Source organism: Streptomyces sp. NPDC050738, assembly GCF_040654175.1.
In the GTDB taxonomy this organism is placed as follows: domain Bacteria; phylum Actinomycetota; class Actinomycetes; order Streptomycetales; family Streptomycetaceae; genus Streptomyces.
Map to the genome: position 1 here is coordinate 49,609 of NZ_JBFAHN010000012.1, position 24,433 is coordinate 74,041.

A 24,433-nucleotide genomic window follows, 5' to 3' on the forward strand; every position below is an offset into this window, starting at 1 on the left:
CTTGAGAATGCAGACCATACGCCTCCCGTGACCTGCGGCCCATCCATGGGCGCGAAGCCTGAGGAGAACTTGAGGGACGCGGCGCGGGGTACCCGGAACGAGCCCCGGCTACACCGCGATGTAGGTGACCGGATCGCTGCCCGCGACAGCCTCCGCATGCCCCAGCTTCACCAGCCTGCGCAGGTGCGCCTCGGCTTCGGAGACGGCGATGTTGCGCGATCCGTACGGGATGTCCGCCCAGGGCCTGTTCCACTCCATCTGCACCGCCAGCTGCCAGGGCGTGAGCGGTTCGGCGAGCAGCGAGCGCAGGTCGGTGAGGCGGTCCTCGTGGTGGTCGAGGAGTTCGCGTACGCGGGCCGGGGCGTCGGTGAAGGCGTGCTGGTGGGCGGGGAGCACCTCGGCGGGGCCGAGGCGCCCGATGCGCTCCAGGGAGTCGAGGTAGTCGCCCAGGGGGTCGGTGACGGTGGCGTCGTCGGGGTCCTCGTACAGGCCGATGTGCGGGGTGATCCCGGGGAGGAGGTGATCGCCGGAGAACAGGCGCCCGTTGCCGGGCTTGTGGGCGGGGTGCTCCTCTTCGAGGTGCAGGCATACGTGGCCGGGCGTATGCCCCGGCGTCCAGATCGCGCGCAGCCTGCGCCCGGCGAGGGGGAGGAGGTCGCCGGGGACGATCTCACGGTCGGGGACGGCGGCGCGCAGCCCCGGGAGGGTCCGCAGCCGGCCACCGGAGCGGGCCTGGCGCAGGGGCCCGAGATGGTCCTCGGGGGCGCCTGCGGCGGTGAGCTTGGCGGTCAAGTAGTCCAGCCAGACGCCCGGTTCGGCACTACGGGTGCGCTTGACGACCTCGGTGTCGGCGGCGTGCATCGCCAGCCAGGCACCGGAGGCGTCGCGGACCTGTCCGGAGAGGCCGTGGTGGTCGGGGTGGTGGTGGGTGATGACGACGCCGTGGATGTCCGTGATGGACACGGCGAGCGCGGCGAGCCCGTCGGTGAGCGCGTCCCAGGAGGCGGGGTCGTCCCACCCGGTGTCGATGAGGACAGGACCGCTGTCGGTGTCGATGAGGTGGACGAGGGTGTGCCCGAGCGGATTGTCGGGGATCGGCACCTTCAGGGACCAGACGCCCCCGCCGTGGTCGGTCACCTGTGTCATGAGGTCCTCGGCTTTCGTCGGGCTCGGGGCGCCGGGCGGCTGGGCGCGCGGCGCCACTATATCTAGAACGCGTTCCAATAGTCGCCCAAGTCGACTGATGTGCGGGGTGGTTGTCCAGGTGGGTCGCCCAGGGCGGCCCCGACCTGTGGACTCCTGGAACTAGAACTGGTATCAGTTCTGAAACAGCGTCAGGAACTATCCGGCAGTGTCAGTCAGCGCCGCGCGGGAGGCATTCACCCATGACCGAGCTTGTGGAACACGGACAGCTGTTCATCGGCGGGGAGTTGACGGACCCCCTCGGCAAGGACGTCATCGAAGTCGTCTCCCCGCACACGGGAGAGGTCTTCGCCACCGTCCCGCACGCCGCGCCCGCCGACGTCGACCGGGCTGTCGCCGTGGCCCGCAAGGCATTTGACGAGGGCCCCTGGCCCCGGATGTCCCTCGACGAGCGCATCGAGGTGATCACCAGGATCAAGGACGCCTTCGCGGTGCGCTACGAGGAGGTGGCCCGCTGCATCAGCACCGAGAACGGGACGCCGTACACCTCAAGCGTGATGGTGCAGGCCCTCTCCGCGATGATGGTCTGGGATGCGGCGATCACCACCGCGCGCAATTTCACGTACGAGGAGAAGCGCGACGGCGTCCTCGGCAAGCTCCTGGTGCGGCGTGAGCCGGTCGGGGTCGTGGCGGCCGTGGTGCCGTGGAACGTCCCGCAGTTCACGGCGGCGGCCAAGCTCGCGCCCGCGCTGCTGGCCGGCTGCCCGGCGATCCTGAAGGTCTCGCCCGAGGCGCCCCTGGACGCGTACATCCTCGCGGACATCGTGAAGGAGGCGGGGCTCCCGGCAGGGGTCCTGTCGATCATCGCGGCGGACCGCGAGGTGAGCGAGTACCTGGTCTCGCACCCGGGCGTCGACAAGGTCTCCTTTACGGGTTCGGTTGCGGCAGGCAAGCGCGTGATGGAGGTCTGCGCGCGCAACCTCACGCGCGTCACCCTGGAGTTGGGCGGAAAGTCGGCGGCGATCATCGCGCCCGACGCGGACCTGGCTGCCGCAGTGGCGGGCATCGTCCCCTTCGCCTGGATGATCAACGGCCAGGCCTGCGTGGCCCAGACCCGCATCCTCGCCCCGCGCAGCCGCTACGACGAGATAGCCGAGGCCTTCGCGTCGGCGGCAGGCGCGCTGAAGGTCGGCGACCCGCTGGACCCGGCCACGGAGCTCGGCCCGCTGGTCGCCAAGCGCCAGCAGCAGAGGTCCCTGGACTACATCCGGATCGGCCAGGAGGAAGGCGCCAAGATCCTGACGGGGGGCGGGCGTCCGGCAGGACTGGACCAGGGCTGGTACGTGGAGCCGACCTTGTTCGGCGACGTCGACAACTCCATGCGGATCGCGAGGGAGGAGATCTTCGGCCCGGTGATCTGCCTGCTGCCGTACGACGACGAGGACGACGCGGTGAAGATCGCGAACGACTCCGACTACGGCCTGAGCGGCAGCGTCTGGACCGCCGACGTCGAGCGGGGCATCGACATCGCGCGGCGTGTGCGGACGGGCACGTACAGCGTGAACACCTTCAGCCTCGACATGCTCGGCCCCTTCGGCGGCTACAAGAACTCGGGCCTGGGCCGGGAGTTCGGCCCTGAGGGCTACGGCGAGTACTTCGAGCACAAGATGATCCACCTCCCGGCCGGCTACGAAGGCGGAGGGTCTGCCTGATGGGAGACCGCTGGCAGGTGGAGGTCGACCGCGCGGTGTGCATCGGCTCGGGCATGTGCGTGAGCCACGCGCCGGAGGGCTTCAAGCTGGACTCGGCGCGCCAGTCCCACCCGGTCCACCCGGAGACGGACGCGAACGAGAAGGTCCTCGCGGCGGCGGAGGGCTGCCCGGTGGAGGCGATCGCGATCGCGCTGCTGGGGACGGGGGAGCCGGTGTTCCCGCCGGAGGAGTAGCGGAGTAGAGGGGCAGAGGGCTCTCCCCGAGGGTGCCTCAGCGACGACCGGCCGGGGGATATCCCCCGGCCGGATACGGCGAGGAGCCCCATCGCAGCGGTGCGCCCGGTAGATCAGGATCAGTTCAGAAGGAACGGCCCAACTCGCGCTATTGCGAGGGCCGTTCACGGCTGACTGATCACATCGAGGCTGAGATGAAGCACACGCATCGGGCACTGGTGACTGCGACGACAGTGCTGGCGGTGTTGGCGCTGCCGGCCACCGTCTCTGCAGCGCCCCGCCACCACACGGACCGCAGCGGGCTGCAGGCGCAGCTGGGCAGAGTCGTGGACGCGGGCGCGGTGGGCGCGCTGGCGGAGGTACGCGACGAGCACGGCGTGTGGCGGGGTGTCGGCGGGACGGCCGAGACGGACAGTATGCGTCCGGTCCCGACAGCCGGGAAGTTCCGGGCGGGCAGCATCACGAAGACGTTCGTGGCGACGGTCGCTCTGCAACTCGTGGACGAAGGCCAGCTGCGCCTGGACGACACGGTGGAGCACTGGCTGCCGGGAGTCGTCCCGAACGGTGAGCACATCACCGTGAAGCAGCTCCTGAACCACACCAGCGGGCTGTACGACTACGCGCGCACCCTGCAGATGCCGCCGTCGCCGAAGTTCCTCGAAGGCCGGTTGCGCACCTGGACCGCTGCCGAGCTGGTGCAGCGCGCGGTGGCCGAGCCACCGACGTCCGAGGTGCCGGGCACGGCTTATAAGTACTCGAACACCAACTACATCCTGATCGGCCAGATCATCGAGAAGGCGACCGGCCAGTCGTACGCCGATGAGATCAAACGCCGGGTGATCCGGCCGCTGCACCTGCACGAGACCTCGCTGCCGGGAACGTCCCCGCGCATCGCCGGCCCGCACCCGCACGGGTACGTGCCGATCCTGCAGGACGGTGCGCTGCACCTCGTCGACTACACGGAGATGAACCCGTCGATGTTCGGCGCGAGCGGCGAGATCATTTCCACGACGAGGGACCTCAACCGGTTCTTCGACGGGTTGCTCGGCGGGCGGCTCCTGCCTGACCACCTCCTCGACGAAATGAAGACGCCGGGCGTCGACAAGGGCAGGTACGGGCTGGGGCTGGCCTGGCACGACACCAAGTGCGGGGTACCTGTGTACGGCAACGACGGCGACGCCGTGGCGTACCAGTCCTGGTCGTTCTCCACGGAGGACGGCCGCCGCCAGGCCACGATCGCGCTCACCCCCGACTTCACCGGGGACCTCGACGACGCCGTCGACGCGTTCTTGGACGAGGCGTTCTGCGGGCGGTGACTTGGTGGTGGGGGTGGGGGGTGGGCTTCGGGTGGGTGGGGCGGTGGCGGGAGCGTTTCGCGCCCTCCGGGCACACTGAAGCAGCTACGACGAACAGGTGGGGGGCGCGGACCGGTGGGTGCGCTGCGCGCGGTGGCGGGTTTCGCGGTTGTTGGTGTGAGTGATGTACGACGCTGCGCGTCGTAGGCCGAGCCCTTGGGGGCTCGTCCGGCTGGCTGCTGCCGCGTTGGGGCTGGGGTTTCGTGGTGACCGCGCTGCTCGTGCGGACCGGATGAGCTGAAGGGTTCGTCTGCGGGGCACTTCGGCGGGGCGGTGACGGGTCACAGCGTCCGGGGTGGAGCTCCGCTCCCTGCGCCGGTGGTGGAGGTCGCACGACTTGCGTGGGGCTGCGGGCCTCGGTTCGGCGTCAAGAGGCCGTCGTTGGGTGGGTGTTCATGCCCCGCTGGTCGCTGTTTCGGGTGGGCAGGAGCGGTGGGGGTGCCCCTTAGGTGACCCACTTGAGCGTTCAACCATCCCGTTCCCGGGGTGCAGGGCTGTGACCTGCGACGATGCCGGTGTGTCGTGTGCTCGTCGGGCGTGGGGGTGGGTGTGTGTTCAGTTAGGGGCACGAATCGCACGCTGCGAGGTTCGGTTCGCCGTCCCGCGCTCGCCGAGCAGGCCCGCGCTACGTGCTCAGCGGGTGCGGTGGTTCGTCCGCGCCCGGTGCGGGTGGCGGACCGGGTCACCGGCCCGGCCCCCGGCGGGTGTGGTTCGGCCACGGGCTGACCGCACCCCAGGCCTGCCCTCCCCCTATGCGGCCAGGACCCTCTGCCGACCGATAACCCGCCAAGTTTTTGCGGTGGAGGGGTGGTGTCAAGGGTGGAGCGCAGCGGAATCGGCGTAGCCGACGCGACGCAGTCGCGCCCTTTACTCCGCGCCGGAAACGCCACACTCCAGGTATCGGTCGGCAGGGGGGCCCACCCACCCGACCCCGACAAGAAGCACCGGGTCCAGGAGCGGGCTTCAGCTCGTGGGGTGAGTGTCCGGGTCCGTCAGGTCGATCAGGCGGCAGACCATCTCGATGTCGATCTTGACCTGGGCGATCGAGGCGCGGCCCGAGAGCCAGGTGATCAGGGCCGAGTGCCAGGTGTGCTCGATGACCCGGACCGCCGAGAGCTGTTCGGGGGTCGGGTTCTCCAGGCCCATCGCGTCCAGGATGATCACCGTCGTCTGGCGCGAGACGGTGTCCACCTCGGGGCTCACGCTGCGGTCCGCGAAGGTCAGGGCCCTGACCATCGCGTCCGCCAGGTGCGGCTCGCGCTGGAGGGCGCGGAACGCTCCCATCAGCGTCGATGCGACCCGCTCTGCCGGTGTGTCACCGGCCGGCGGGCGCTTCTTGAGCGTCGTGTGCATGTGCTGGAGCTGGTCCTGCATCGTGGCGACGAGCAGATGGACCTTGGACGGGAAGTAGCGGTACAGCGTGCCGAGCGCGACCGACGAGGACTCCGCGACCTCGCGCATCTGCACCGCCTCGAAGCCGCCCCGGCTGGCGAGCTGCGCGCTCGCGTGCAGAATGCGACGGCGGCGCGCTTCCTGACGTTCCGTCAGAGCCGGCGATTGCGGCTTCGCTTCCGCTGTCATGTGTCCCCATCCGTGACATACATCTGAGCTGATGCCGTTTCGCGAGGCGACAGCATGCCAGGAGTCGCCCAGGTGGCGCGAATCACCTGATCCGGCGGGTGCTGCGGGGCTACCAGCCGGTAGATTCGATGCGCATTGAACGATCGGCCCAGTGTACGAGAACTTGTTCTAGATTGGCACGAGCGGTTACGCTCCGGCGAAAAGCTTGCAGTGAAGAAGGGGGCCGAGAGTGACCGCTGAGGCCATAGAAGCGGGGTCTCTCGACGCCCCCGACGCGGAGCCGTCCGCCACCTCCGGCGAACGACCGCTGCGCATCGCGCTCCTCACGTACAAGGGCAATCCGTTCTGCGGAGGCCAGGGCGTCTACGTACGCCATCTCTCCCGCGAGCTCGCCCGCCTCGGCCACAGCGTCGAAGTCATCGGCGCCCAGCCCTTCCCCGTGCTCGACGAGGGCGTGCCGCTCACCGAGCTCGACAGCCTCGACCTCTACCGCAGCCCTGACCCCTTCAGGACGCCCAAGCGCGACGAGTACCGCGACTGGATCGACGCCGTCGAGGTCGGGACCATGTGGACCGGCGGCTTCCCCGAGCCGCTGACCTTCTCGCTCCGCGCGCGGCGCCATCTGGCAGCCAGGCGTGGCGAGTTCGACGTCATCCACGACAACCAGACGCTCGGTTACGGACTGCTCGCCGACCTCGGCGCGCCCCTCGTCACCACCATCCACCACCCCATCACCGTCGACCGGCAGCTGGACCTCGACGCGGCCCCGGGCTGGCGCAAGCGCGCCTCTGTACGCCGCTGGTACGGCTTCACGCGCATGCAGAAGCGCGTCGCCCGCCGCCTGCCCTCCGTCCTCACCGTCTCCGGCTCCTCGGAGAAGGAGATCGTCGACCACCTCGGGGTGCGCCCCGAGCGCGTCCACGTCGTGCACATCGGTGCCGACACCGACCTGTGGTCGCCCGACCCCTCCGTCGCCGAGGTCGAGGGCCGCATCGTCACCACGTCGAGCGCCGACGTCCCGCTGAAGGGGCTCGTGCATCTCGTGGAGGCCCTCGCCAAGGTGCGTACGGGCCATCCGGCCGCCCACCTTGTCGTCGTCGGCAAGCGCGCCGAGCACGGGCCCGTCGCCCGGGCCATCGAGAAGTACGGGCTCGAAGGCGCCGTCGAGTTCGTCAAGGGCATCACCGACGCCGAGCTCGTCGACCTGGTGCGCAGCGCGCAGGTGAGCTGTGTCCCGTCGTTGTACGAAGGCTTCTCGCTGCCCGCCGCCGAGGCGATGGCCACCGGCACCCCCCTCGTCGCGACCACCGGCGGAGCCATCCCCGAGGTCACCGGCGCCGACGGCGAGACCTGCCTGGCCGTGCCGCCCGGCGACGCGGGCGCCCTCGCCGATGCCCTCGCACGGCTCCTCGGCGACCCGGAGCTCCGCGCCCGCCTGGGCGCCGCAGGACGCGAGCGGGTGCTGTCCCGCTTCACCTGGCGTCAGGCTGCGATCGGCACGGCCGAGCACTATCGCGCGGCGATCGCCGCCCGCCGCAACCGCACCTCCTCCCGCTCCTCCTAGCGAAGAAGGCAGACACCTCTGTGCTGACCGTGGACTTCTCCCGCTTCCCGCTCGCCGCAGGCGACCGCGTGCTCGACCTGGGCTGCGGCGCGGGCCGGCACGCCTTCGAGTGCTACCGGCGCGGCGCCCAGGTCGTGGCCCTCGACCAGAACGGCGAGGAGATCCGCGAGGTCGCCAAGTGGTTCGCCGCCATGAAGGAGGCCGGTGAGGCCCCGGCGGGCGCCACCGCCACCGCCATGGAGGGCGACGCGCTCAACCTGCCCTTCCCCGACGACTCCTTCGACGTCGTGATCATTTCGGAAGTCATGGAGCACATCCCTGACGACAAGGGTGTTCTCGCGGAGATGGTGCGGGTGCTGAAGTCGGGCGGCCGTATCGCCGTGACCGTCCCGCGCTATGGACCCGAGAAGGTCTGCTGGGCGCTGAGCGACGAGTATCACGCGAACGAGGGCGGCCACATCCGCATCTACAAGGCCGACGAACTGCTGGGGAAGATGCGCGAGGCGGGGCTGAAGCCGTACGGCACGCATCATGCCCACGCCCTGCACGCCCCGTACTGGTGGCTCAAGTGCGCCTTCGGCGTCGACAACGACAAGGCGCTGCCGGTGAAGGCGTACCACAAGCTCCTGGTCTGGGACATCATGAAGAAGCCCGCCGCGACCCGCATCGCCGAGCAGCTGCTCAACCCGGTCGTCGGCAAGAGCTTCGTGGCGTACGCGACCAAGCCGCACGCCCCCAAGGTCGACGCGTGACCTCACCGGGGCGCACCGATCACCTCGTCCTGCCCGGAGTCCTCACCGCCGAGCAGGCCGACCTGACGGTGGCCGGGATCCTTGCCGTGCAGCGCGAGGACGGCGCCATACCGTGGTTCAGGGGCCACCACCTCGACCCCTGGGACCACACCGAAGCGGCCATGGCACTGGACGCGGCAGGCGAGCACGAGGCCGCCGGGCGCGCCTACGACTGGCTCGCCCGCCACCAGAACCCGGACGGGTCCTGGTATGCCGGATACCAGGACGGGGACGCGGACCGCGTCACCGACCGGGGCCGCGAGACCAACTTCTGCGCGTACATCGCCGTCGGCGTCTGGCACCACTATCTGGCCACCGGCGACGACGCCTTCCTCGACCGGATGTGGCCGGCCGTGTACGCGGGGATCGAGTTCGTGATCGCGCTGCAGCAGCCCGGCGGCGAGATCGGCTGGAAGCGCGAGGAGGACGGTACGGCGGTGCGCGACGCGCTCCTCACCGGGTCCTCCTCGATCCACCACGCGCTGCGCTGCGCGCTCGCGATCGCCGAGGAGCGCGAAGAGCCGCAGCCCGACTGGGAGTTGGCGGCGGGCGCGCTCGGTCATGCGATCCGCAGCCACCCCGAGCGCTTCCTGGACAAGTCCCGGTACTCGATGGACTGGTACTACCCCGTGCTGGGCGGCGCGCTCACCGGATCGGCCGCCAAGGCCCGTATCGAGGACGGCTGGGACCGCTTCGTCGTCCCCGGACTCGGCGTCCGCTGCGTCCTGCCCAACCCCTGGGTCACCGGCGGCGAGAGCTGTGAACTCGCCCTGGCGCTCTGGGTGATGGGGGAGTCGGACCGCGCACTGGAGATCCTGCAGTCCATCCAGCACCTGCGGTCCGCCGAGGACGGCATGTACTGGACGGGTTACGTCTTCGAGGGCGGCGCACAGGGCGACCCGGCGGCCATCTGGCCGGAGGAGAAGACCAGTTGGACGGCCGGGTCGCTGCTGCTCGCGGTGGCCGCACTCGGGGGGGACGAGGCGACCACCGCGGTCTTCGGCGGGGAGAGGCTCCCCAGGGGGCTGGAGCCGGACTGCTGCTAGCGCCTTGTGCGTAGGGCGCTACCTGCGGATCCGGCCCGCCACCGCGTGCCCGATGAAGAGGTAGACGACCGCGGCCAGGCCGTAGCCGGCCACGACGCGCGCCCAGGCCTCGTCGAAGGTGAAGAGGTCGCGCGACCAGCCCGCCAGCCAGTTGGCCGAGCGGTGGACGAAGTCCACCAGGTCGTTGGCGCGGTTCGCGTCGAGCAGGTACATCAGGATCCACAGGCCCAGGATGAGGGCCATGACGTCCGCCACGACGAGGATCACCCTCGCCGCCGGATTGCTGCCGTGCGCGTATCTGGACATGGAACACGTGTTGCCCCGCTCGCGCGGGCAAAACCTGTCCGGACGCGCTCCAGTGGCGGGCGTGCCGCCCCCGAGTGAGGCTGCGGGAAGCATCGATCCGTGTACCTGGAGGTACGTCGTGCCCTCTTCCGCCCCCCTCCGCCGCACCGTGGTGGCGCTGCTCCTGTCCTGCGCCCTGCTGGCCGGCACCACCGCCTGCGGCTCCGACGACAAGGACGCGGCGGCGACGCCGACGTCCTCCGCCGAGGCGCAGAAGTTCGCCAAGACCCGGTTCGTCACCAACGCCGGACTCGCGGCCGGTGCGACGTACCAGTGGATCGTGAAGCCGCTCAAGGCGGGCAAGTTCAAGAAGGACGCGAGCGGCCAGAAGTTCGCGATGGTCAAGGCGGGTGTGGCCGGTCTCTTCGTCTACAACCGGCTCAAGGCGGCGGTCAGCAACGCCAAGGGCGACGACACCCTCGCCAAGGCGGTCGCACCGCTCACCGCGGGCATCGAGTCGCTGAAGGCGCTGCCGAGCAAACTGCGCAACAAGGACAGCGCCGAGGGCGCCGCGGGCACCTTCCAGGACGTGATCAACTCCGTGAAGGACGCGGGCAAGAGCGCGGGCGCGGAGGTCACCGACAAGATCCCGTCGGCGGGCCAACTCACCGGCAGCTAAAGGCATGGCGGTACATGGGCTGACCTGCATATCGTGCGCCCATGACACTTCTTTCCCATGAGCAGTACTGCGAGGCCCTCATCCGCGAGACCGACCGGATGAGGGCCATCGTTCGTGGCGCCGACCTCTCGGCCAGGGTTCCTTCCTGTCCGGAGTGGGACCTCGGCCGGCTCGCCCGGCATGTGGGCGGCGCGCACCGCTGGGCGGAGCACATCATACGGACGCAGGCCTCGGCCGAGGTCCCGGACGAGGACGTTCCGAATGCCGCGTCCCCCGATGGCGACGACCCGGCCGCCCTGGACGCCTGGCTGGCGGAGGGCGCCGGAATGCTCGCCGAGACCCTGCGCGCGGCAGGCCCGGCGCTGAAGGTGTGGAGCTGGGCCCCGGACCAGAGCGCTGCCTTCTGGACCCGCCGGATGGTCCACGAGACGGTGATCCACCGGGCGGACGCGGCGCTCGCGGCCGCGGTGGAGTACGAGGTGGACCCGGCGGTCGCCGCAGACACCATCGAGGAATGGCTGGAGATCGTCGCCTTCTCGGCCGCGGCGGGCGACCCCGAGGCGCTGGAACTGCGCGGCGCGGGACGCTCCCTGCACCTGCACGCCACGGACGTCCCCGACGCGGAGTGGCTGATCGAGTTCAGCGACGAGGGCTTCACCTGGCGCCACGCGCACGAGAAGGCGACCGTGGCGCTGCGCGGCCCGCTCGCCGATGTGCTGCGGGTCTTCTACCGCCGCCTGCCCGCCGACAGCGACCGGGTGGAGGTTCTGGGAGACGCGGAGCTGCTGGACTTCTGGCTGGAGCGGGCTTCGTTCTGACCGGAGTTACGTGTTCAGCTCGGCCAGCACGCGCAGGGTGTGCGGGTCGGGGGCGGTGACGAGGAGGTCGGTGACCGGGCCCTTGCGCCACAACTCCAGGCGTTCCGCGATGCGTTGGCGGGGTCCGACGAGGGAGATCTCGTCGGCGAATGCGTCGGGTACGGCCATCACCGCTTCCTCCTTGCGGCCCGCCAGGAACAGCTCCTGGACGCGGCGGGCCTCTTCCTCGTACCCCATGCGTGCCATCAGATCGGCGTGAAAATTGCGGGCCGCGTGGCCCATGCCGCCGATGTAGAAGCCGAGCATCGCCTTGACGGGCAGCAGCCCTTCCGCGACGTCGTCGCAGACCTTCGCGCGTGCCATCGGGGCGATCATGAAGTGCTCGGGGAGGTCCGTGAGTGACGCCTCGTAGACGTCGGTACGGGTGGGCGACCAGTAGAGCGGGAGCCAGCCGTCGGCGATGCGGGTCGTCTGGGCGATGTTCTTGGGGCCCTCCGCGCCCAGGAGGATGGGGAGTTCGGCGCGGAGCGGGTGCGTGATCGGCTTGAGGGGTTTGCCCAGGCCGGTGGCGTCGGGGCCGGTGTAGGGGTGGGTGTGGAAGCGCCCGTCCAGGGTGACCGGGCCCTCCCGGCGCAGCGCCTGGCGGATGACGTCGACGTACTCGCGGGTCGCGGTCAGGGGGCTGCGCGGGAAGGGACGGCCGTACCAGCCCTCGACCACCTGGGGTCCCGAGAGGCCCAGGCCCAGCATCATGCGGCCGCCCGAGAGGTGGTCCAGGGTCAGGGCGTGCATGGCGGTGGCGGTGGGGGCGCGGGCCGCCATCTGCGCGATGGCCGTGCCGAGGCGGATGCGCGAGGTGTGCGCCGCGATCCAGGTGAGCGGGGTGAAGGCGTCGGAGCCCCAGGCCTCGGCGGTCCATACGGAGTCGTAGCCGAGCCGCTCGGCCTCCTGGGCGAGTTCGAGATGGCCGGGTGTCGGTCCGCGGCCCCAGTAGCCGAGGGCGAGTCCGAGGCGCATTGAATCCCCTTTGGTCGCGCATCTTCTGACGGTGCGTCAGGTGACTTCGGGTGACTGTAAGCGCAACGGCCCCCACCCGGAAGGGGTGGGGGCCGTGATGAGCCGTGTGTGCTGCGTACGCGGGGAGCCGTCGGCTCCTAGCCGCGCTGGATGCCCGTGGTGTCCTGGAGGACGCCGCGGCGGCCGTCCTGGGTCTGGGCGATCAGGGCCGGACCGCGCTGCTCGACCGCGAGGTACCAGGTACCCGGCGCCAGTTCGGCGATGGGGGCGGGGGAACCGTCCTCACCGTAGAGCGGACGGGCGACCGGAACCGCGAACCAGAACGGGGTGAAGTCCCCGGCGGGCGCGCCTGCTCCGGCGGCCGGACCCGGCTGCGGCTGCTGGTGCTGCGCGGGCTGCGGCTGCGGCTGACCCGGACCGGGCTGACCCGGCTGCGGCTGGGCGCCGAAGGGCTGCTGCTGACCGGGCTGGGGCTGGCCGGGCTGGCCCTGCTGCATGCCGTACGGCTGCTGCTGCTGAGGCTGGCCCGGGTATCCGTAGCCCTGACCGGGCTGCTGCTGACCGGGCTGGCCGCCGTACGGCGGCTGCTGGACCGCGGGGCGCGGGGCGCCGAGCAGGGGGGCCTGGAGGGCGGGGACCAGCGGGCCCGCGATGGCCGCACCGGCCAGCACGAGGGCGGCGATCAGGCCGAGGATGAGGCCGATGCCGGCGCTGAAACCAGGTGCGCCTTCGCCGTCGAAGGGACCCATCGGATCGAAGATCGCGCCGAGTGCGCTCCACGCGGTGAAGACCGCGACGGCGACACCGAAGGGCCCGAGTTCCAGGCCGGCGACCTTGCGAGGCATCGCACGCCCGACCACGATCAGCGCGGCGGCGATCAGGCCCGCGAGGTAGACGCTCATCAGGAGCTGACCGTCGTCCCAGGCATTGGGGGCCTTGTCAGCCTCGGTGTCGAAGGTGCTGAGGAACGAGGCGATGAACAGCACCACCGCTGCTCCGATCACCACGCTGTCGCCTCGAGTGAGGGAGCGGATGTTCACGTAAGAAGTCCTTCGTCAGTCGGCTCGGTATCGGGGCAACGCGGAGCTCGGGGGCGGCTCCCCATCGTACGGATGAATCTATCGTCTGGTCGGTCGGGTCGTGTGCCGGGTCTCGTGACTACTGGTGCAGAAACGAGATGATTCCGTCCGCGATGCCCTGAGCGGCCTTCTGGCGCCAGCTCGCGCTCGTCATCAGCCCCGCGTCTTTCGGGTCACGCATGTTGCCGCACTCGATGAAGACCTTCGGCACGGTGGAGAGGTTGAGACCGCCCAGGTCGCTGCGGGTGTCCAACCCCGTACCGCCGCCAATGTAGTTGGACGGCGCGCTCCCGGTGTCCCGGACGAAATTCCCGGCGATACGGACGCCGAGGTCGTGCGAGGAGGCGACGATCGGGCGGGTGTCGGCGATGCCCGCGTGCACCGATGCGGGAAGGATCACATGGAAGCCGCGGTTGCCCGCCGCGGAGCCGTCGCCGTGCACGGAGACCACCGCGTCGGCCTTCGCCTTGTTGCCGATGCGGGCGCGCTCGTCCACGCAGGGGCCGAAGGAGCGGTTCTCGTCCTGGGTGAACTCGACCGTGGCGCCCTCTGCTTGGAGCAGCGTGCGCAGGCGGTGCGAGACGTCCAGGGTGAAACGGGCCTCCGTGTAACCCCCGTTGGTGGAGGTGCCCGTGGTGTCGCACTCCTTGCTGGAGTTGCCGATGTTCACCTGGCGGGCGATGTCGCGGCCGTGGTTGTAGTTGTTCGGGTTGTGGCCCGGGTCGATGACGACGACCTTGCCCGCGAGGGGGCCCTTCCCGGTGGGTGCCTTGTTGTCGGCGGACGAGGACGAGGGTGCGGACGCCGGGGCGGACTTCGACGGTGGCCGCGAGGTGTGCGGGCTGCTGCCCGGTGACGTCGCGGGCGGTGTGGTGGCCGGTGACGTGGCCGCCGGGGTCGGCAGGGGCAGCACCTTCTGCGGCCCGCTGTCGCCGGGCCCGCTCATCGCCTGCCAGACCAGCCAGCCCGCGAGGCACGTCGGCACGAGGGCGACGAGCACGATCAGGAGGGTGGAATTGCGGAAGCGGCGCGGGGCCGGGGGCTGGCTATCGTCGTACGACACGAAAGTGAGCCTATCCGGGAGGCTCAGATACCGGTTCCCGTACGACGCAGAACGCGCAGGGAGTCGGTCACCGAGACCTCGGTGAAGGCGCCGGACGCGAGGGCGCGGAGGTACACGCGGTACGGGGCCTGGCCCGTCCACTCGTCCACCGGGTCGGGGAAGACGTCGTGGATGAGGAGGAGGCCGCCGGGGGCGACGTGCGGGGCCCAGCCCTCGTAGTCGGCGGTCGCGTGCTCGTCGGTGTGGCCGCCGTCGATGAAGACGAGCCCGAGCGGCCCGCCCCAGGCCCGTGCGACCTGCGGGGAGCGCCCGACGATCGCGACCACGTGCTCTTCGAGGCCCGCGTGGAAGAGGGCGCGGCGGAAGGTGGGGAGGGTGTCCATCTGTCCGACCTCGGGGTCCACGACGGAGGGGTCGTGGTACTCCCAGCCCGGCTGCTGCTCCTCGCTGCCGCGGTGGTGGTCGACGGTGATGGCGGAGACGCCGGCCGCGCGGGCGGCGTCGGCGAGCAGGATCGTGGAGCGCCCGCAGTACGTACCGACTTCGAGCAGCGGCAGCCCGAGGGCCCCGGCCTCGACGGCGGCCCCGTACAGCGCGAGACCCTCGCCGACGGGCATGAACCCCTTGGCGGCCTCGAAGGCGGCCAGGATGTCGGGCTTGGGTGTGGCGGCCACGGGGTCCTCCTGCGGGGATGGGCTGGGGCGAGCCGGGCCATCGTAAGCTCAGGGCAGGAGAGCGAGTTGGCGGGACTGGGCGACCAGGACGCCCCGCGAGTCCCAGATGTCGCAATCCTCCTCATGGAAACCGCCGGCGACGTGCCGGGTGCTGATCTGACAGGCCAGCCAGCCGGGTACGGGCCGATCCCGCAAGTGGATGGTCAACTCGACGGTGGCCGAAGGCATCTCTCCCAGCTCCATGATCGCCGGATATGCCGCGTCGGCCAGGAACGGCAGACTCGCAAGGTCGGGTTGGCGGCCGTCGGCGAACCGCATCCAGAACGTCATGCTCGGGTCGCCGCTGGGCTGCCCCTGCAGCCACCCGGGCGGCTGCGCCGTCCGGTATTCGACCCGGTCCGCAACGGTGATGCCGGGCAGCTCGGTCCCGGCAAGCGGATCCGAGAGGTCGTCCGGAGGCGCCAAGTCGGGCATCCGGGCCAGGGAGAGACTGCGGCCGTCCGCCTGGTCGAAGTTGGTGAACGTCGCCACGATCCGCAGGATCTCCTGGCCGCCCTGGCACATCCGTGCCTCGCGCGTGGAAGTCCGGCGCCCCTCCCTGACCGACTCCACCCGGATGTCGGCCGGCCCCGGTGACCCCGGCCGGAGGAAGAACGCCGAGACCACCAGCGGGTCCGGATGGGCGGCGTGCTCCTGCAGGGCACGCACGCCGACGGCCATGAGGTAGCCGCCGTTGGGGTGGCCGGTGGCGGTGTTCCAGCGATCGGTGAGCTGAGCCGTGCAGCTCTCCTCGCCGTACCAGTCGAGCCGGGTGTCCCGGTCGAAATCGTGCTCGATGCTCTGTCGCATGGGACGAAAGCTACTCAACAAGCCGTCGGGGGGAGAGACATCACTGCGCCCCGTTCACGACTCGGCGTCGTGAACGGGGCGCAGTGGAGCCACCGGAGGCGTCAGGCCGTGACCGGAGCGCCCGTCAGTGTCAGGTCCGCCTGGAGCGGGGTGCCGTTGTACGTCACCGGGTGGGCCAGCGGCGGGAGGCCCGTCGCCGTGACCGCCAGGATGTAGCGGCCCGCCGGGCGGGTGGGGAAGGTGTAGTGGCCCTCCTCGTCCGCGACCGTGAGGCCCGCCTGGCGGTGGTGGCTGTCGAGCAGGGTGACCGAGGCGCGCGGGACCGGGGTGCCGGCCGCGTCCACGATCCGGCCGCGGAAGCCGGTGAAGAAGGGGGTCTCGTCCTCGCTGGAGGCCAGGGGCTTGGGTGCGAGCACGCCTGCCTTCGGGCGGCCCGGGAGGAACACCGCGAGCAGCACGCCCACCGCGACCGCACCCGTGGCGATCATGAACGAGGTGCGGAAGCCGTTCATGGAGGCGACTTCCACCGGGCCGAACTTCACCGAGGTGTTGGCCAGGACCATGCCGATCACGGCGCTGGAGACCGAGGTGCCGATCGAGCGCATCAAGGTGTTGAGGCCGGTGGCCGCGCCCGTCTGGGAGGGGTCGACCGCGCCGATGATCAGGGCGGGGAGCGAGGAGTACGCGAGGCCGATGCCCGCGCCGACCACCACCGAGATGACGATCGTCTGCCAGGCGGCGCTCATCAGGCCGAGCCCGGCGCCGTAACCGATCGCGATGATCAGCATGCCGAGGATGAGGGTGACCTTCGGGCCGTAGCGCGCGGAGAGGCGGGCGTAGACCGGGGCCGTCAGCATCATCGTCAGGCCGAGAGGCGCTACGCAGAGGCCCGCGACGACCATCGACTGGCCGAGGCCGTAACCCGTCGCCTTCGGGAGCTGGAGCAGCTGGGGGAGGACGAGCGAGATCGCGTAGAACGCGACGCCGACCATGATCGAGGCCAGGTTGGTGAGGAGGACCTCGCGGCGGGCTGTGGTGCGCAGGTCGACCAGCGGGGCCTTCTTGCGGAGCTCCATGAAGCCCCAGAGCAGGAAGATCACCAGGGAGGCGGCGAAGAGGCCGAGCGTCTTGGTGTCCGTCCAGCCCCAGTCGCTGCCCTTGGTGATGGGCAGCAGGAAGGCGATCAGGCCGAGTGCGAGGCCGAGGGCGCCGGGGAGGTCGAAGGAGCCCTGGGCGCGGACCTTGGACTCGGGTACGAAGACGAGGGTGAGGGCGATCGATACGACGCCCAGGCCCGCCGCCATGAAGAACAGTGCGTGCCAGTCGCTGTGCTGGGCGATCAGGGCGGCGATCGGAAGGGCGAGCCCGCCGCCGACCCCGATGGAGGAGCTCATCAGCGCCATCGCGGAGGGGAGCTTCTCGCGGGGGAGCTCGTCGCGCATGATGCCGATGCCCAGCGGGATGGCGCCCATGGCGAAGCCCTGGAGCGCGCGGCCGACGATCATCACGAGGAGTTCGTCGGTGAAGGCGCAGATCAGCGAGCCGACGACCATGACGGCCAGGCTGGCGATGAGCATCTTGCGCTTGCCGGCCAGGTCGCCGAGGCGGCCCATGATCGGGGTGGAGATGGCGCCCGCGAGGAGGGTCGCGGTCATGACCCAGGTCGCGTTGGAGGGTGCCGTGGAGAGCAGGGCCGGGAGGTCCTGGATGACCGGCACGAGGAGGGTCTGCATGACCGCGACGACGATGCCGGCGAAGGCGAGGACCGGGACGATGCCGGCCCGGTGGATGACTGCGGGGGTTCCTTCTTCGGTTATCGCGGGCTGCGGGCGTGCGGCCTGTGTCATGCGTGGAGCCTCCGGAGGCGGTAAGTGTGTGCTTGGAGCAACCTTTTCGTGGGGTTCCGGTATTCCTGATCTATGTAAAGGGCACGTAAAGGGCATGTGGGCTGTGTCACGTTGGATCCGCGCAGTATCTGACCTTCCGTCAGATTGGAACGTGTTCTAGTCTGCGTGCGCATGGGCATCGGAATCACGCAGGAACAACGGGAGTTGGCCGACGCCGTGCGGGGCTGGCTGGCGCGCAACGTGCCGGTGGAGGAGGTGCGGAAGCTTCTCGACGCCCCGGGGGGAAGCGCCGGGCGGCCGGCCTACTGGGACTCCATCGCGGCCCAGGGGCTGCTCGGGGTGCACCTGCCCGAGCGGTACGGAGGCGGAGGCGGCGGGGTCGAGGAGCTCGCCGTCGTGCTGGAGGAAGCGGGGCGGGCCGCGCTGCCGGGGCCGTTCCTGGCGAGCGCGATCGCCTCGGTGCTGTTCGAGCGGGCCGGCGGCCGCGGGGATCTGGTCGCCGCGCTGGCTTCGGGGGAGCGGATCGGCGCCGTCGCGCTCGGCTGCGGGTCGATGACCGCGGTGGCCGTGGAGGGCGGCGGGTATCTGCTGGACGGGCTTGCGCCGCCGGTGCTCTCCGGGGCTCACGCGGATGTGATCGTGCTGGCCGCGGAGGCCGCGTACGGCACGGTGTGGCTGGCCGTGGACGCGGACCGGCTGGGCGTGCGGGCGCAGGAGAGCGCGGATCCCACGCGGCCCACGGCGGAGGTCTCGGCGGGGGGTGTGGAGGTCCCGGCCGGGCGGGTGCTCGGGGCTCTGGACTCGGTTCTCGTACGGGATCTGGCCGCGGTGCTGTACGCGGCCGATGCGTGCGGGACCGCCGCCTGGGCGCTGGAGACCGCGGCCTCGTATGCGAAGGTGCGCGAGCAATTCGGGCGCCCCATCGGGCAGTTCCAGGCGATCAAGCACCTGTGCGCGGACATGCTCGTACGGGTCGAGCAGGCGCGGGCGCTGGCATGGGACGCGGCGCGGGCCGTGGGGGCCGTGGCGGGCGCGCGGTCGCTGGTCGCCTCGCTGGCCGCCGCGACCGCGCTCGATGCCGCGTACTCGTGCGCCAAGGACTGCATTCAGGTGCTGGGCGGGATCGGCTTCACCTGGGAGCACGACGCGCATCTGTATCTGCGGCGGTCGCTGGTCGCGCGGCAGTTGCTCGGCACCGGTGACGCGTGGCGGCTGCGGGCCGTGCGGCTGGCGGCGGAGGGGGCGCGGCGGGAGCTGCGGCTCGAACTGCCGCGGGAGGCCGAGGGGTACCGGGTCGCGGCGCGTGCGGTGATCCAGGGGGCGCGGGGGATGGCTCCGGGGGCGGCGCGGCGGGAGCTGGCGCCGAGCGGGTACGCGGCTCCGTATCTGCCGAAGCCTTACGGGCTGGGGGCCGGACCCGTACAACAGCTCGCCGTCCAGGAGGAGTTGGCGGCAGCGGGGGTGCGGGTGAGTGACCTGGGGATCGCGACCTGGGTGGTGCCCTCGCTCCTCGCGTACGGGACGAAGGTGCAGCAGGAGCGGTACGCGGCGGCCACCATGCGCGGCGATCTGCAGTGGTGCCAGCTCTTCTCGGAGCCGGGGGCGGGGTCCGATCTGGCGTCGCTGCGGACGAAGGCCGAGCGGGTCGAGGGCGGCGGCTGGCGGGTCAACGGGCAGAAGGTGTGGACCTCTTCGGCGCAGGGCGCCGACTACGGGATCCTGCTGGCGAGGACCGATCCGGACGTGCCCAAGCACAAGGGGCTGACGTACTTCGTCGTCGACATGAAGCGGACGCAGGGGATCGACGTGCGGCCGCTGAAGGAGATCACCGGGGAGTCGCTTTTCAACGAGGTGTACTTCGACGATGTGCTCCTGCCCGAGGACGCGGTCGTGGGGGAGGTGGGCGGCGGCTGGAAGGTGGCAAGGAACACGCTCGGCAACGAACGGGTGCACATGGCCGACCAGTTGACCTTCGACGTGGGCCTCGAAGCGCTCATCGGGCGGTCGGCGGAGCTGGACGGGGCGACGCGGGCGCGGGTGGGCGCCCTGGCGGCCGAGGCGCATGCGCTGGGCTGCATCGGGCTGCGGACGACCATGCAGCAGGTGTCGGGACTCGAACCGGGGGCGGGGGCCTCGGTGCGCAAGCTCGTACAGACACCGCATCAGCAGAAGGTCGCCGAGCTGGCCCTGGAACTGCTGGGCCCGGAGGGTGCGGTGCGGGAGGGGGCGGGGGAGCGGGCCGTCCACGGATTCCTGATGGCGCGCTGTCTGACCATCGCCGGAGGCACAACTCAGGTGCAGCTCAATGTCGTTGCCGAGCGGATTCTCGGCCTGCCGAGGGACTGAAGGAGCGTTTCATGAAGGCGTATGTGGTCGGTGTCGGGATGACGAAGTTCGAGAAGCCGGAGAGCAGGGACTGGCAGTACTGGGACATGGCGAAGGAGGCGGGAAGCGCGGCGCTGGCGGACGCGGGGGTCGCGTACGGGGAGGTCGAGCAGGTGCCGGTGGGGTACTGCTTCCAGGCCTCGACGGCCGGGCAGCGCGCGGTGTACGAACTGGGGCTGACCGGGGTCCCCGTCTACAACGTCAACAACAACTGTGCGACGGGATCGACCGCGTTGATGATGGCGCGGCAGTTCGTGGAGGGCGGTGTGAGCGAGTGCGTGCTCGCGCTCGGCTTCGAGAAGATGAAGAAGGGTGCGCTGGGGGGCGGGGCGGATGGAGGGGACTTCAAGACCTCGCCGGTCGCACGGCACTACGGGATCATGGCGGCCGGCCACGGCTTCGAGATGACGCCGCCGACCGCGCAGATCTTCGGGAACGCGGCGCGCGAGCACATGGAGAAGTACGGGACGACGGCCGCGCAGCTGGCAGCGGTCGCGGCGAAGAACCACCGGCACTCGGCGAACAACCCCTACGCCCAGTTCCAGGACGTGTACGGGGTGGACGAGGTGCTCGCGGCGCGGGAGATCCATGCCCCGCTGACCAAGCTGCAGTGCTCGCCGACCTCGGACGGGGCGGCCGCGGCGGTCGTCGTCTCGGAGCGGTACGTGGAGACGCACGGCCTGGAGGAGAAGGCCGTCGAGATCGTCGCGCAGGCGATGACGACGGACACGGGGGAGTCGTTCGGGTCGGGGTCGTGCATCGATGTGGTGGGGCAGCCGATGTCGCGGGCGGCGGCGGAGCAGGTGTACGCGCGGGCGGGGCTCGGGATCGAGGATGTGGATGTGGTCGAGCTGCACGACTGCTTCTCCATCAATGAGCTGCTGACGTACGAGGCGCTGGGGATGTGCGGGGTGGGGGAGTCGGGGAAGCTGGTGGAGAGCGGGGCGACGACGTACGGGGGCCGGTGGGTGGTGAACCCGTCGGGCGGGCTGATCTCGAAGGGGCACCCGTTGGGGGCTACGGGGATCGCCCAAGTCGCGGAACTCAGCTGGCAGTTGAGGGGAGAGGCGGGGGCGCGGCAGGTGCCGGGGGCCCAGGTGGGGCTTGCGCACAACATCGGGCTGGGGGGCGCGGCGGTGGTGACCATGCTGAGGCGGGCCTAGCGGGGGTCACTCCCCGATCCCGCCCCTTCCCGAAACCGGGGTCGTACCCCGGCCCCCGCTTTCGGGGGCTCCGCCCCCGGGCCCCCGCTCCTCAATCGCCGGAGGGGCTTGATCTTGCCCACCATCGCTTCTACGTGCGAGTGCGAACGAAGGCCGGCAAATTCAAGCCCGTCCGGCGATTGAGGACACGTGGCCGAAGGCCGCGTACCGGGGCCCAGGGGGTCCGGGGCTCCGCCCCGGTTTCGGGAAGGGGCGGGGTGGGGGAACGGCCCCGCGCAGCGGCGGGCTCGGGTCCGGCCCGGTGGCGTCCTCCGGTGGACCTAGGTCCACCGGCCCCGGACCCGTACGCCGATATCCCGATGCACGCACCACGGACCGGCTGCCACCATGGCCCCCATGCCGCAAACCCGCCCGGACACCCGAATAGCCCCCACCCCGCCCGCCACCCCCACCCGCACGTGGCTGGTCGTACTCGCCGCCTGCGCAGGCCAGTTCCTCGTCGTGCTCGACGTCTCCGTCGTCAACGTCGCGCTGCCCTCCATGCGTACCGACCTGGGCCTCAGCGCCACCGGCCTCCAGTGGGTGGTCAACGCCTACGCCATCGCCTTCGCCGGCTTCATGCTCCTCGGCGGCCGCGCAGGCGACCTCTTCGGGCGCAAGCGCATGTTCCTCGTCGGGCTCGGGCTCTTCACGCTCGCCTCGCTCGCGGGCGGATTCGCCCAGGAGGGCTGGCAGTTGCTCGCCGCGCGGGCCGTCCAGGGGCTGGGGGCGGCCGTCCTCGCGCCCTCCACCCTCACCATCCTGACCTCCGCAGTCCCCGAGGGCGCGGCCCGTGCGCGGGCCATCGCCACCTGGACCGCGGTCGGCGCGGGCGGCGGTGCGGCGGGCGGACTCGTGGGCGGGGCGCTCACCGATTCGCTCTCCTGGCGCTGGGTGCTGCTGATCAACGTCCCGGTCGGGGCGCTCGTCATCGCGGGCGCCGCCCGCTGGATCACCGAGAGCCGGGCGGTGGCCAGGCGCCGCCTCGACCTGCCGGGCGCCGTACTGGTGACGGCAGGGGCCGCGACCCTCGCGTACGGCATCGTGCAGACCGAGGCCGAGGGCTGGACGGCGGCCGCGACCCTGGTGCCGCTGATCGCCGGACTGGCCCTGATCGCGCTCTTCCTCCTCGTCGAGGCCCGTACGAAAACACCCCTCATGCCGCTGAAGCTCTTCAAGGTCCGCTCCGTCGCGGCAGCCAACGCCGCGATGTTCGTCTGCGGAGCGGGCAGTTTCGGCATGTGGTTCTTCATGACGCTCTACGCACAGAACGTCCTCGGCTACTCCCCGCTGGGCGCGGGACTGGCGCTCATCCCCAGCTCCCTCAGCGTCGTCGCCGGCTCGAAATTCGCACCCCGGATCATGCCGGTGATCGGCTCGCGCAACGTCGCCGTCATCGGCGTGCTGATCACGGCCGTCGGCTTCGGCTGGCAGTCGACGATGACCGCGCACGGCGGATACGTCACCTCGATCATGCTCCCCGGCATGGTGATGATGGCGGGCGCCGGCCTGGCGATGACACCCCTGGCCTCGCTGGCCACCTCGGGTGCCGACCCGGGCGACGCGGGGCTGGTGTCGGGCTTGGTGAACACCTCACGGACGCTCGGCGGCGCACTCGGCCTCTCGGTGCTCTCGACGGTCGCCGCGTCCCGTACGCATGCGAGTACGACGCCCGAGGCGCTGACGGCCGGGTACGCGCTGGCGTTCCGCTGGGGCGGGATCATCCTGCTCGCCGGGGTCCTGGTGCTGATGCTCTGGATGCCGCGCGGGGACACCGACCGCCGGACACCCGTTAACTCGCTTGACCGGGCGGCGGGTCGACGCTGAAGTGTGCCGGGGCGCCGCGAAGCGCGGCGCTCCGTATCCCACGGAGGCAGCAGCAGCGATGGAGATCCGTCCCACGAACGACCAGGACCTCGACGTGTTCGTCGACACCGTCCATGCCGCGTTCGGCCGCTTCCCGGAGACCCAGGCCGAGGGCGGCGGCGGGCTCTGGTGGTCGGCGATCGAGATGGACCGCGGCCTGCTCGCCATGACGCCGGAGGGACGACCGGTGGGCACCGCGGCCTCGTACTCCTTCGAGCTCACCCTGCCCGGCGAGACCGTCGTCCCGGTCGCCGGATTGAGCGCTGTCGGCGTCCTGCCGTCGCACCGGCGCCAGGGTGTGCTCAGCGCGATGATGCGGCATCAGCTCGACCAGGTGCGGGCCCGCGGGGAGTTCCTCTCCGTGCTTCTGGCCTCCGAGGCGCTGATCTACCGCAGGTTCGGGTACGGCCCGGCGACGTACACGCAGCGGGTGACGGTGGAACGCCACCAGGGCGCTTTCGCCGTCCCGCGGGCCGGGGACACACCGGCGCCCGGCTCCATCGAGCTGCTGCGGCGCTCCGACGCCGGCTGCGCCGACCTCCTGGAAGAGGTCTACGACCGCTACCGCCGCGCCAGGCCCGGCGCGCTGTCCCGCCCGCCCCGCTGGTGGGCGTCGCGTGCGGGGCAGCCCCCGATCACCCCGGCGCCTCGCTACGTCGCCGTGCACCGGGACGCGGACGGGGTCGCGAACGGGTACGCCTGCTACGCACGCGGGGACTCCGGCACCTTCACGGTCGACGAAATCATCGCCACCGACGACGCGGTCTTCACGGCCCTGGCCCGATTCGTCCTCGGACACGACCTGGCCACGCGGATCGTGTTCAAGCACGTCCCGCCCGACCACCCGCTGCGCTGGCAGCTCGCGGACTTCCGGGCAGGCGAGGTGAGCGACGACACCGACTGGCTCTGGGTGCGCATCCTCGACGTACCGCGTGCGCTGACCTCGCGCGGCTGGTTCACGGACGGTGAGCTGGTCCTCGACGTGGACGACCCGTTCCTCGGCGAGCGCGGCCGATATCTGCTGACCGTCAGGGACGGCAAGGCGGAGTGCGCCGTGACGGACCGGGAGCCCGATCTGTCCCTGGACGTCAGCGACTTGGGGTCGGTCTATCTGGGCGGCACCACTCCGAGCATGCTCGTACGCGCAGGACACATCAGGGCCCACCGCCCTGAGGCGGCCGCCCTGGCCGACGCCCTGTTCCGCGCCGAGCGCGCCCCGCACTGCCTGCACTGGTTCTGACCGC

The 24,433-nt window shown here is 70.9% G+C and carries 21 protein-coding genes; 12 read left to right on the forward strand and 9 right to left on the reverse strand.

Annotated features, from left to right (window positions below):
* Window positions 1–108: 108 nt before the first annotated feature.
* Entirely contained in the window at window positions 109–1,146 is a 1,038-nt protein-coding gene (locus AB0H78_RS27140; protein ID WP_363237219.1) for an MBL fold metallo-hydrolase, read from the reverse strand.
* 239 nt (window positions 1,147–1,385) lie between these two features.
* Between AB0H78_RS27140 and AB0H78_RS27145 the strand changes: the two genes are divergently transcribed.
* From AB0H78_RS27145 to AB0H78_RS27155, 3 genes are all read left to right on the forward strand, one after another.
* Window positions 1,386–2,855, forward strand: coding sequence for an aldehyde dehydrogenase (locus tag AB0H78_RS27145; RefSeq protein WP_363237220.1), 1,470 nt, complete (start codon window positions 1,386–1,388; stop codon window positions 2,853–2,855).
* Window positions 2,855–3,088 carry a ferredoxin gene (locus AB0H78_RS27150; protein WP_363237221.1) on the forward strand — a complete coding sequence of 78 codons (234 nt, stop codon included), beginning with the start codon at window positions 2,855–2,857 and terminating at the stop codon, window positions 3,086–3,088. The genes AB0H78_RS27145 and AB0H78_RS27150 overlap by 1 nt, the downstream gene beginning before the upstream one ends.
* 218 nt (window positions 3,089–3,306) lie before the next feature.
* Complete coding sequence (locus tag AB0H78_RS27155) at window positions 3,307–4,404, forward strand: serine hydrolase domain-containing protein (protein WP_363237222.1); 1,098 nt, start codon at window positions 3,307–3,309, stop codon at window positions 4,402–4,404.
* Between the two features lie 1,002 nt (window positions 4,405–5,406).
* Here AB0H78_RS27155 and AB0H78_RS27160 read toward each other — a convergent pair.
* Complete coding sequence (locus tag AB0H78_RS27160) at window positions 5,407–6,024, reverse strand: TetR family transcriptional regulator (protein ID WP_363237223.1); 618 nt, start codon at window positions 6,022–6,024, stop codon at window positions 5,407–5,409.
* Window positions 6,025–6,253: 229 nt separating this feature from the next.
* On the opposite strand from AB0H78_RS27160, the gene AB0H78_RS27165 reads away from it, so the two are divergent.
* Genes AB0H78_RS27165 through AB0H78_RS27175 form a run of 3 tightly spaced genes read left to right on the forward strand, consistent with a single transcriptional unit; the run spans window position 6,254 to window position 9,425 of the window.
* Entirely contained in the window at window positions 6,254–7,588 is a 1,335-nt protein-coding gene (locus AB0H78_RS27165) for a glycosyltransferase family 4 protein (RefSeq protein WP_363237224.1), read from the forward strand.
* Between the two features lie 20 nt (window positions 7,589–7,608).
* The gene (locus AB0H78_RS27170; RefSeq protein ID WP_363237225.1) at window positions 7,609–8,340 is read left to right on the forward strand and encodes a class I SAM-dependent methyltransferase; all 732 of its coding nucleotides are present in this window, start codon (window positions 7,609–7,611) and stop codon (window positions 8,338–8,340) included.
* The gene (locus tag AB0H78_RS27175; RefSeq protein ID WP_363237226.1) at window positions 8,337–9,425 is read left to right on the forward strand and encodes a prenyltransferase; all 1,089 of its coding nucleotides are present in this window, start codon (window positions 8,337–8,339) and stop codon (window positions 9,423–9,425) included. Before AB0H78_RS27170 ends, AB0H78_RS27175 begins: the two co-directional genes overlap by 4 nt.
* A gap of 18 nt (window positions 9,426–9,443) precedes the next feature.
* Here AB0H78_RS27175 and AB0H78_RS27180 read toward each other — a convergent pair whose 3' ends face one another.
* A complete protein-coding gene (locus AB0H78_RS27180) occupies window positions 9,444–9,731 on the reverse strand; it encodes a hypothetical protein (RefSeq protein ID WP_363237227.1) in 288 nt (95 codons plus the stop codon).
* 118 nt (window positions 9,732–9,849) lie between these two features.
* On the opposite strand from AB0H78_RS27180, the gene AB0H78_RS27185 reads away from it, so the two are divergent.
* Entirely contained in the window at window positions 9,850–10,389 is a 540-nt protein-coding gene (locus AB0H78_RS27185) for a hypothetical protein (RefSeq protein ID WP_363237228.1), read from the forward strand.
* A gap of 41 nt (window positions 10,390–10,430) precedes the next feature.
* Window positions 10,431–11,207, forward strand: coding sequence for a maleylpyruvate isomerase family mycothiol-dependent enzyme (locus AB0H78_RS27190; protein WP_363237229.1), 777 nt, complete (start codon window positions 10,431–10,433; stop codon window positions 11,205–11,207).
* A gap of 6 nt (window positions 11,208–11,213) precedes the next feature.
* Here the strand turns inward: AB0H78_RS27190 and AB0H78_RS27195 are convergent, their stop codons facing one another.
* The 6 genes from AB0H78_RS27195 to AB0H78_RS27220 form a co-directional block, all read right to left on the reverse strand.
* The gene (locus AB0H78_RS27195) at window positions 11,214–12,224 is read right to left on the reverse strand and encodes an LLM class F420-dependent oxidoreductase (RefSeq protein ID WP_363237230.1); all 1,011 of its coding nucleotides are present in this window, start codon (window positions 12,222–12,224) and stop codon (window positions 11,214–11,216) included.
* Window positions 12,225–12,361: 137 nt separating this feature from the next.
* A complete protein-coding gene (locus AB0H78_RS27200) occupies window positions 12,362–13,264 on the reverse strand; it encodes a hypothetical protein (protein ID WP_363237231.1) in 903 nt (300 codons plus the stop codon).
* Between the two features lie 118 nt (window positions 13,265–13,382).
* Complete coding sequence (locus tag AB0H78_RS27205) at window positions 13,383–14,366, reverse strand: N-acetylmuramoyl-L-alanine amidase (protein WP_363237232.1); 984 nt, start codon at window positions 14,364–14,366, stop codon at window positions 13,383–13,385.
* A 23-nt stretch (window positions 14,367–14,389) separates the two neighbouring features.
* The gene (locus AB0H78_RS27210) at window positions 14,390–15,040 is read right to left on the reverse strand and encodes a class I SAM-dependent methyltransferase (protein ID WP_363237233.1); all 651 of its coding nucleotides are present in this window, start codon (window positions 15,038–15,040) and stop codon (window positions 14,390–14,392) included.
* Window positions 15,041–15,088: 48 nt separating this feature from the next.
* Window positions 15,089–15,889: a thioesterase family protein gene (locus tag AB0H78_RS27215; protein WP_363237235.1), complete on the reverse strand. Its 801-nt coding sequence runs from the start codon at window positions 15,887–15,889 to the stop codon at window positions 15,089–15,091.
* 101 nt (window positions 15,890–15,990) lie between these two features.
* On the reverse strand, window positions 15,991–17,736 hold the full coding sequence (locus AB0H78_RS27220; protein ID WP_363237236.1) for an MFS transporter: 1,746 nt from the start codon (window positions 17,734–17,736) through the stop codon (window positions 15,991–15,993).
* Between the two features lie 171 nt (window positions 17,737–17,907).
* Here AB0H78_RS27220 and AB0H78_RS27225 point away from each other — a divergent pair, with 171 nt between their 5' ends.
* The 4 genes from AB0H78_RS27225 (at window position 17,908) to AB0H78_RS27240 (ending at window position 24,429) form a co-directional block, all read left to right on the forward strand.
* Complete coding sequence (locus tag AB0H78_RS27225) at window positions 17,908–20,082, forward strand: acyl-CoA dehydrogenase (protein ID WP_363237237.1); 2,175 nt, start codon at window positions 17,908–17,910, stop codon at window positions 20,080–20,082.
* Between the two features lie 11 nt (window positions 20,083–20,093).
* A complete protein-coding gene (locus tag AB0H78_RS27230) occupies window positions 20,094–21,284 on the forward strand; it encodes a lipid-transfer protein (RefSeq protein WP_363237238.1) in 1,191 nt (396 codons plus the stop codon).
* Between the two features lie 396 nt (window positions 21,285–21,680).
* Window positions 21,681–23,150 carry an MFS transporter gene (locus tag AB0H78_RS27235; RefSeq protein WP_363237239.1) on the forward strand — a complete coding sequence of 490 codons (1,470 nt, stop codon included), beginning with the start codon at window positions 21,681–21,683 and terminating at the stop codon, window positions 23,148–23,150.
* A gap of 58 nt (window positions 23,151–23,208) precedes the next feature.
* Window positions 23,209–24,429 (forward strand): GNAT family N-acetyltransferase, encoded by a 1,221-nt coding sequence (locus tag AB0H78_RS27240; protein WP_363237240.1) that lies wholly within the window; start codon window positions 23,209–23,211, stop codon window positions 24,427–24,429.
* Window positions 24,430–24,433: the final 4 nt, after the last annotated feature.

What these genes read in the sequence shown, in the direction of transcription:
- AB0H78_RS27140 (WP_363237219.1), bottom strand. Translation starts at nt 1,146, where the DNA reads ATGACACAGGTGACCGACCACGGCGGGGGCGTCTGGTCCCTGAAGGTG.
- AB0H78_RS27145 (WP_363237220.1), top strand. Translation starts at nt 1,386, where the DNA reads ATGACCGAGCTTGTGGAACACGGACAGCTGTTCATCGGCGGGGAGTTG.
- AB0H78_RS27150 (WP_363237221.1), top strand. Translation starts at nt 2,855, where the DNA reads ATGGGAGACCGCTGGCAGGTGGAGGTCGACCGCGCGGTGTGCATCGGC.
- AB0H78_RS27160 (WP_363237223.1), bottom strand. Translation starts at nt 6,024, where the DNA reads ATGACAGCGGAAGCGAAGCCGCAATCGCCGGCTCTGACGGAACGTCAG.
- AB0H78_RS27180 (WP_363237227.1), bottom strand. Translation starts at nt 9,731, where the DNA reads ATGTCCAGATACGCGCACGGCAGCAATCCGGCGGCGAGGGTGATCCTC.
- AB0H78_RS27190 (WP_363237229.1), top strand. Translation starts at nt 10,431, where the DNA reads ATGACACTTCTTTCCCATGAGCAGTACTGCGAGGCCCTCATCCGCGAG.
- AB0H78_RS27195 (WP_363237230.1), bottom strand. Translation starts at nt 12,224, where the DNA reads ATGCGCCTCGGACTCGCCCTCGGCTACTGGGGCCGCGGACCGACACCC.
- AB0H78_RS27215 (WP_363237235.1), bottom strand. Translation starts at nt 15,889, where the DNA reads ATGCGACAGAGCATCGAGCACGATTTCGACCGGGACACCCGGCTCGAC.
- AB0H78_RS27220 (WP_363237236.1), bottom strand. Translation starts at nt 17,736, where the DNA reads ATGACACAGGCCGCACGCCCGCAGCCCGCGATAACCGAAGAAGGAACC.
- AB0H78_RS27225 (WP_363237237.1), top strand. Translation starts at nt 17,908, where the DNA reads ATGGGCATCGGAATCACGCAGGAACAACGGGAGTTGGCCGACGCCGTG.
- AB0H78_RS27230 (WP_363237238.1), top strand. Translation starts at nt 20,094, where the DNA reads ATGAAGGCGTATGTGGTCGGTGTCGGGATGACGAAGTTCGAGAAGCCG.
- AB0H78_RS27235 (WP_363237239.1), top strand. Translation starts at nt 21,681, where the DNA reads ATGCCGCAAACCCGCCCGGACACCCGAATAGCCCCCACCCCGCCCGCC.
- AB0H78_RS27240 (WP_363237240.1), top strand. Translation starts at nt 23,209, where the DNA reads ATGGAGATCCGTCCCACGAACGACCAGGACCTCGACGTGTTCGTCGAC.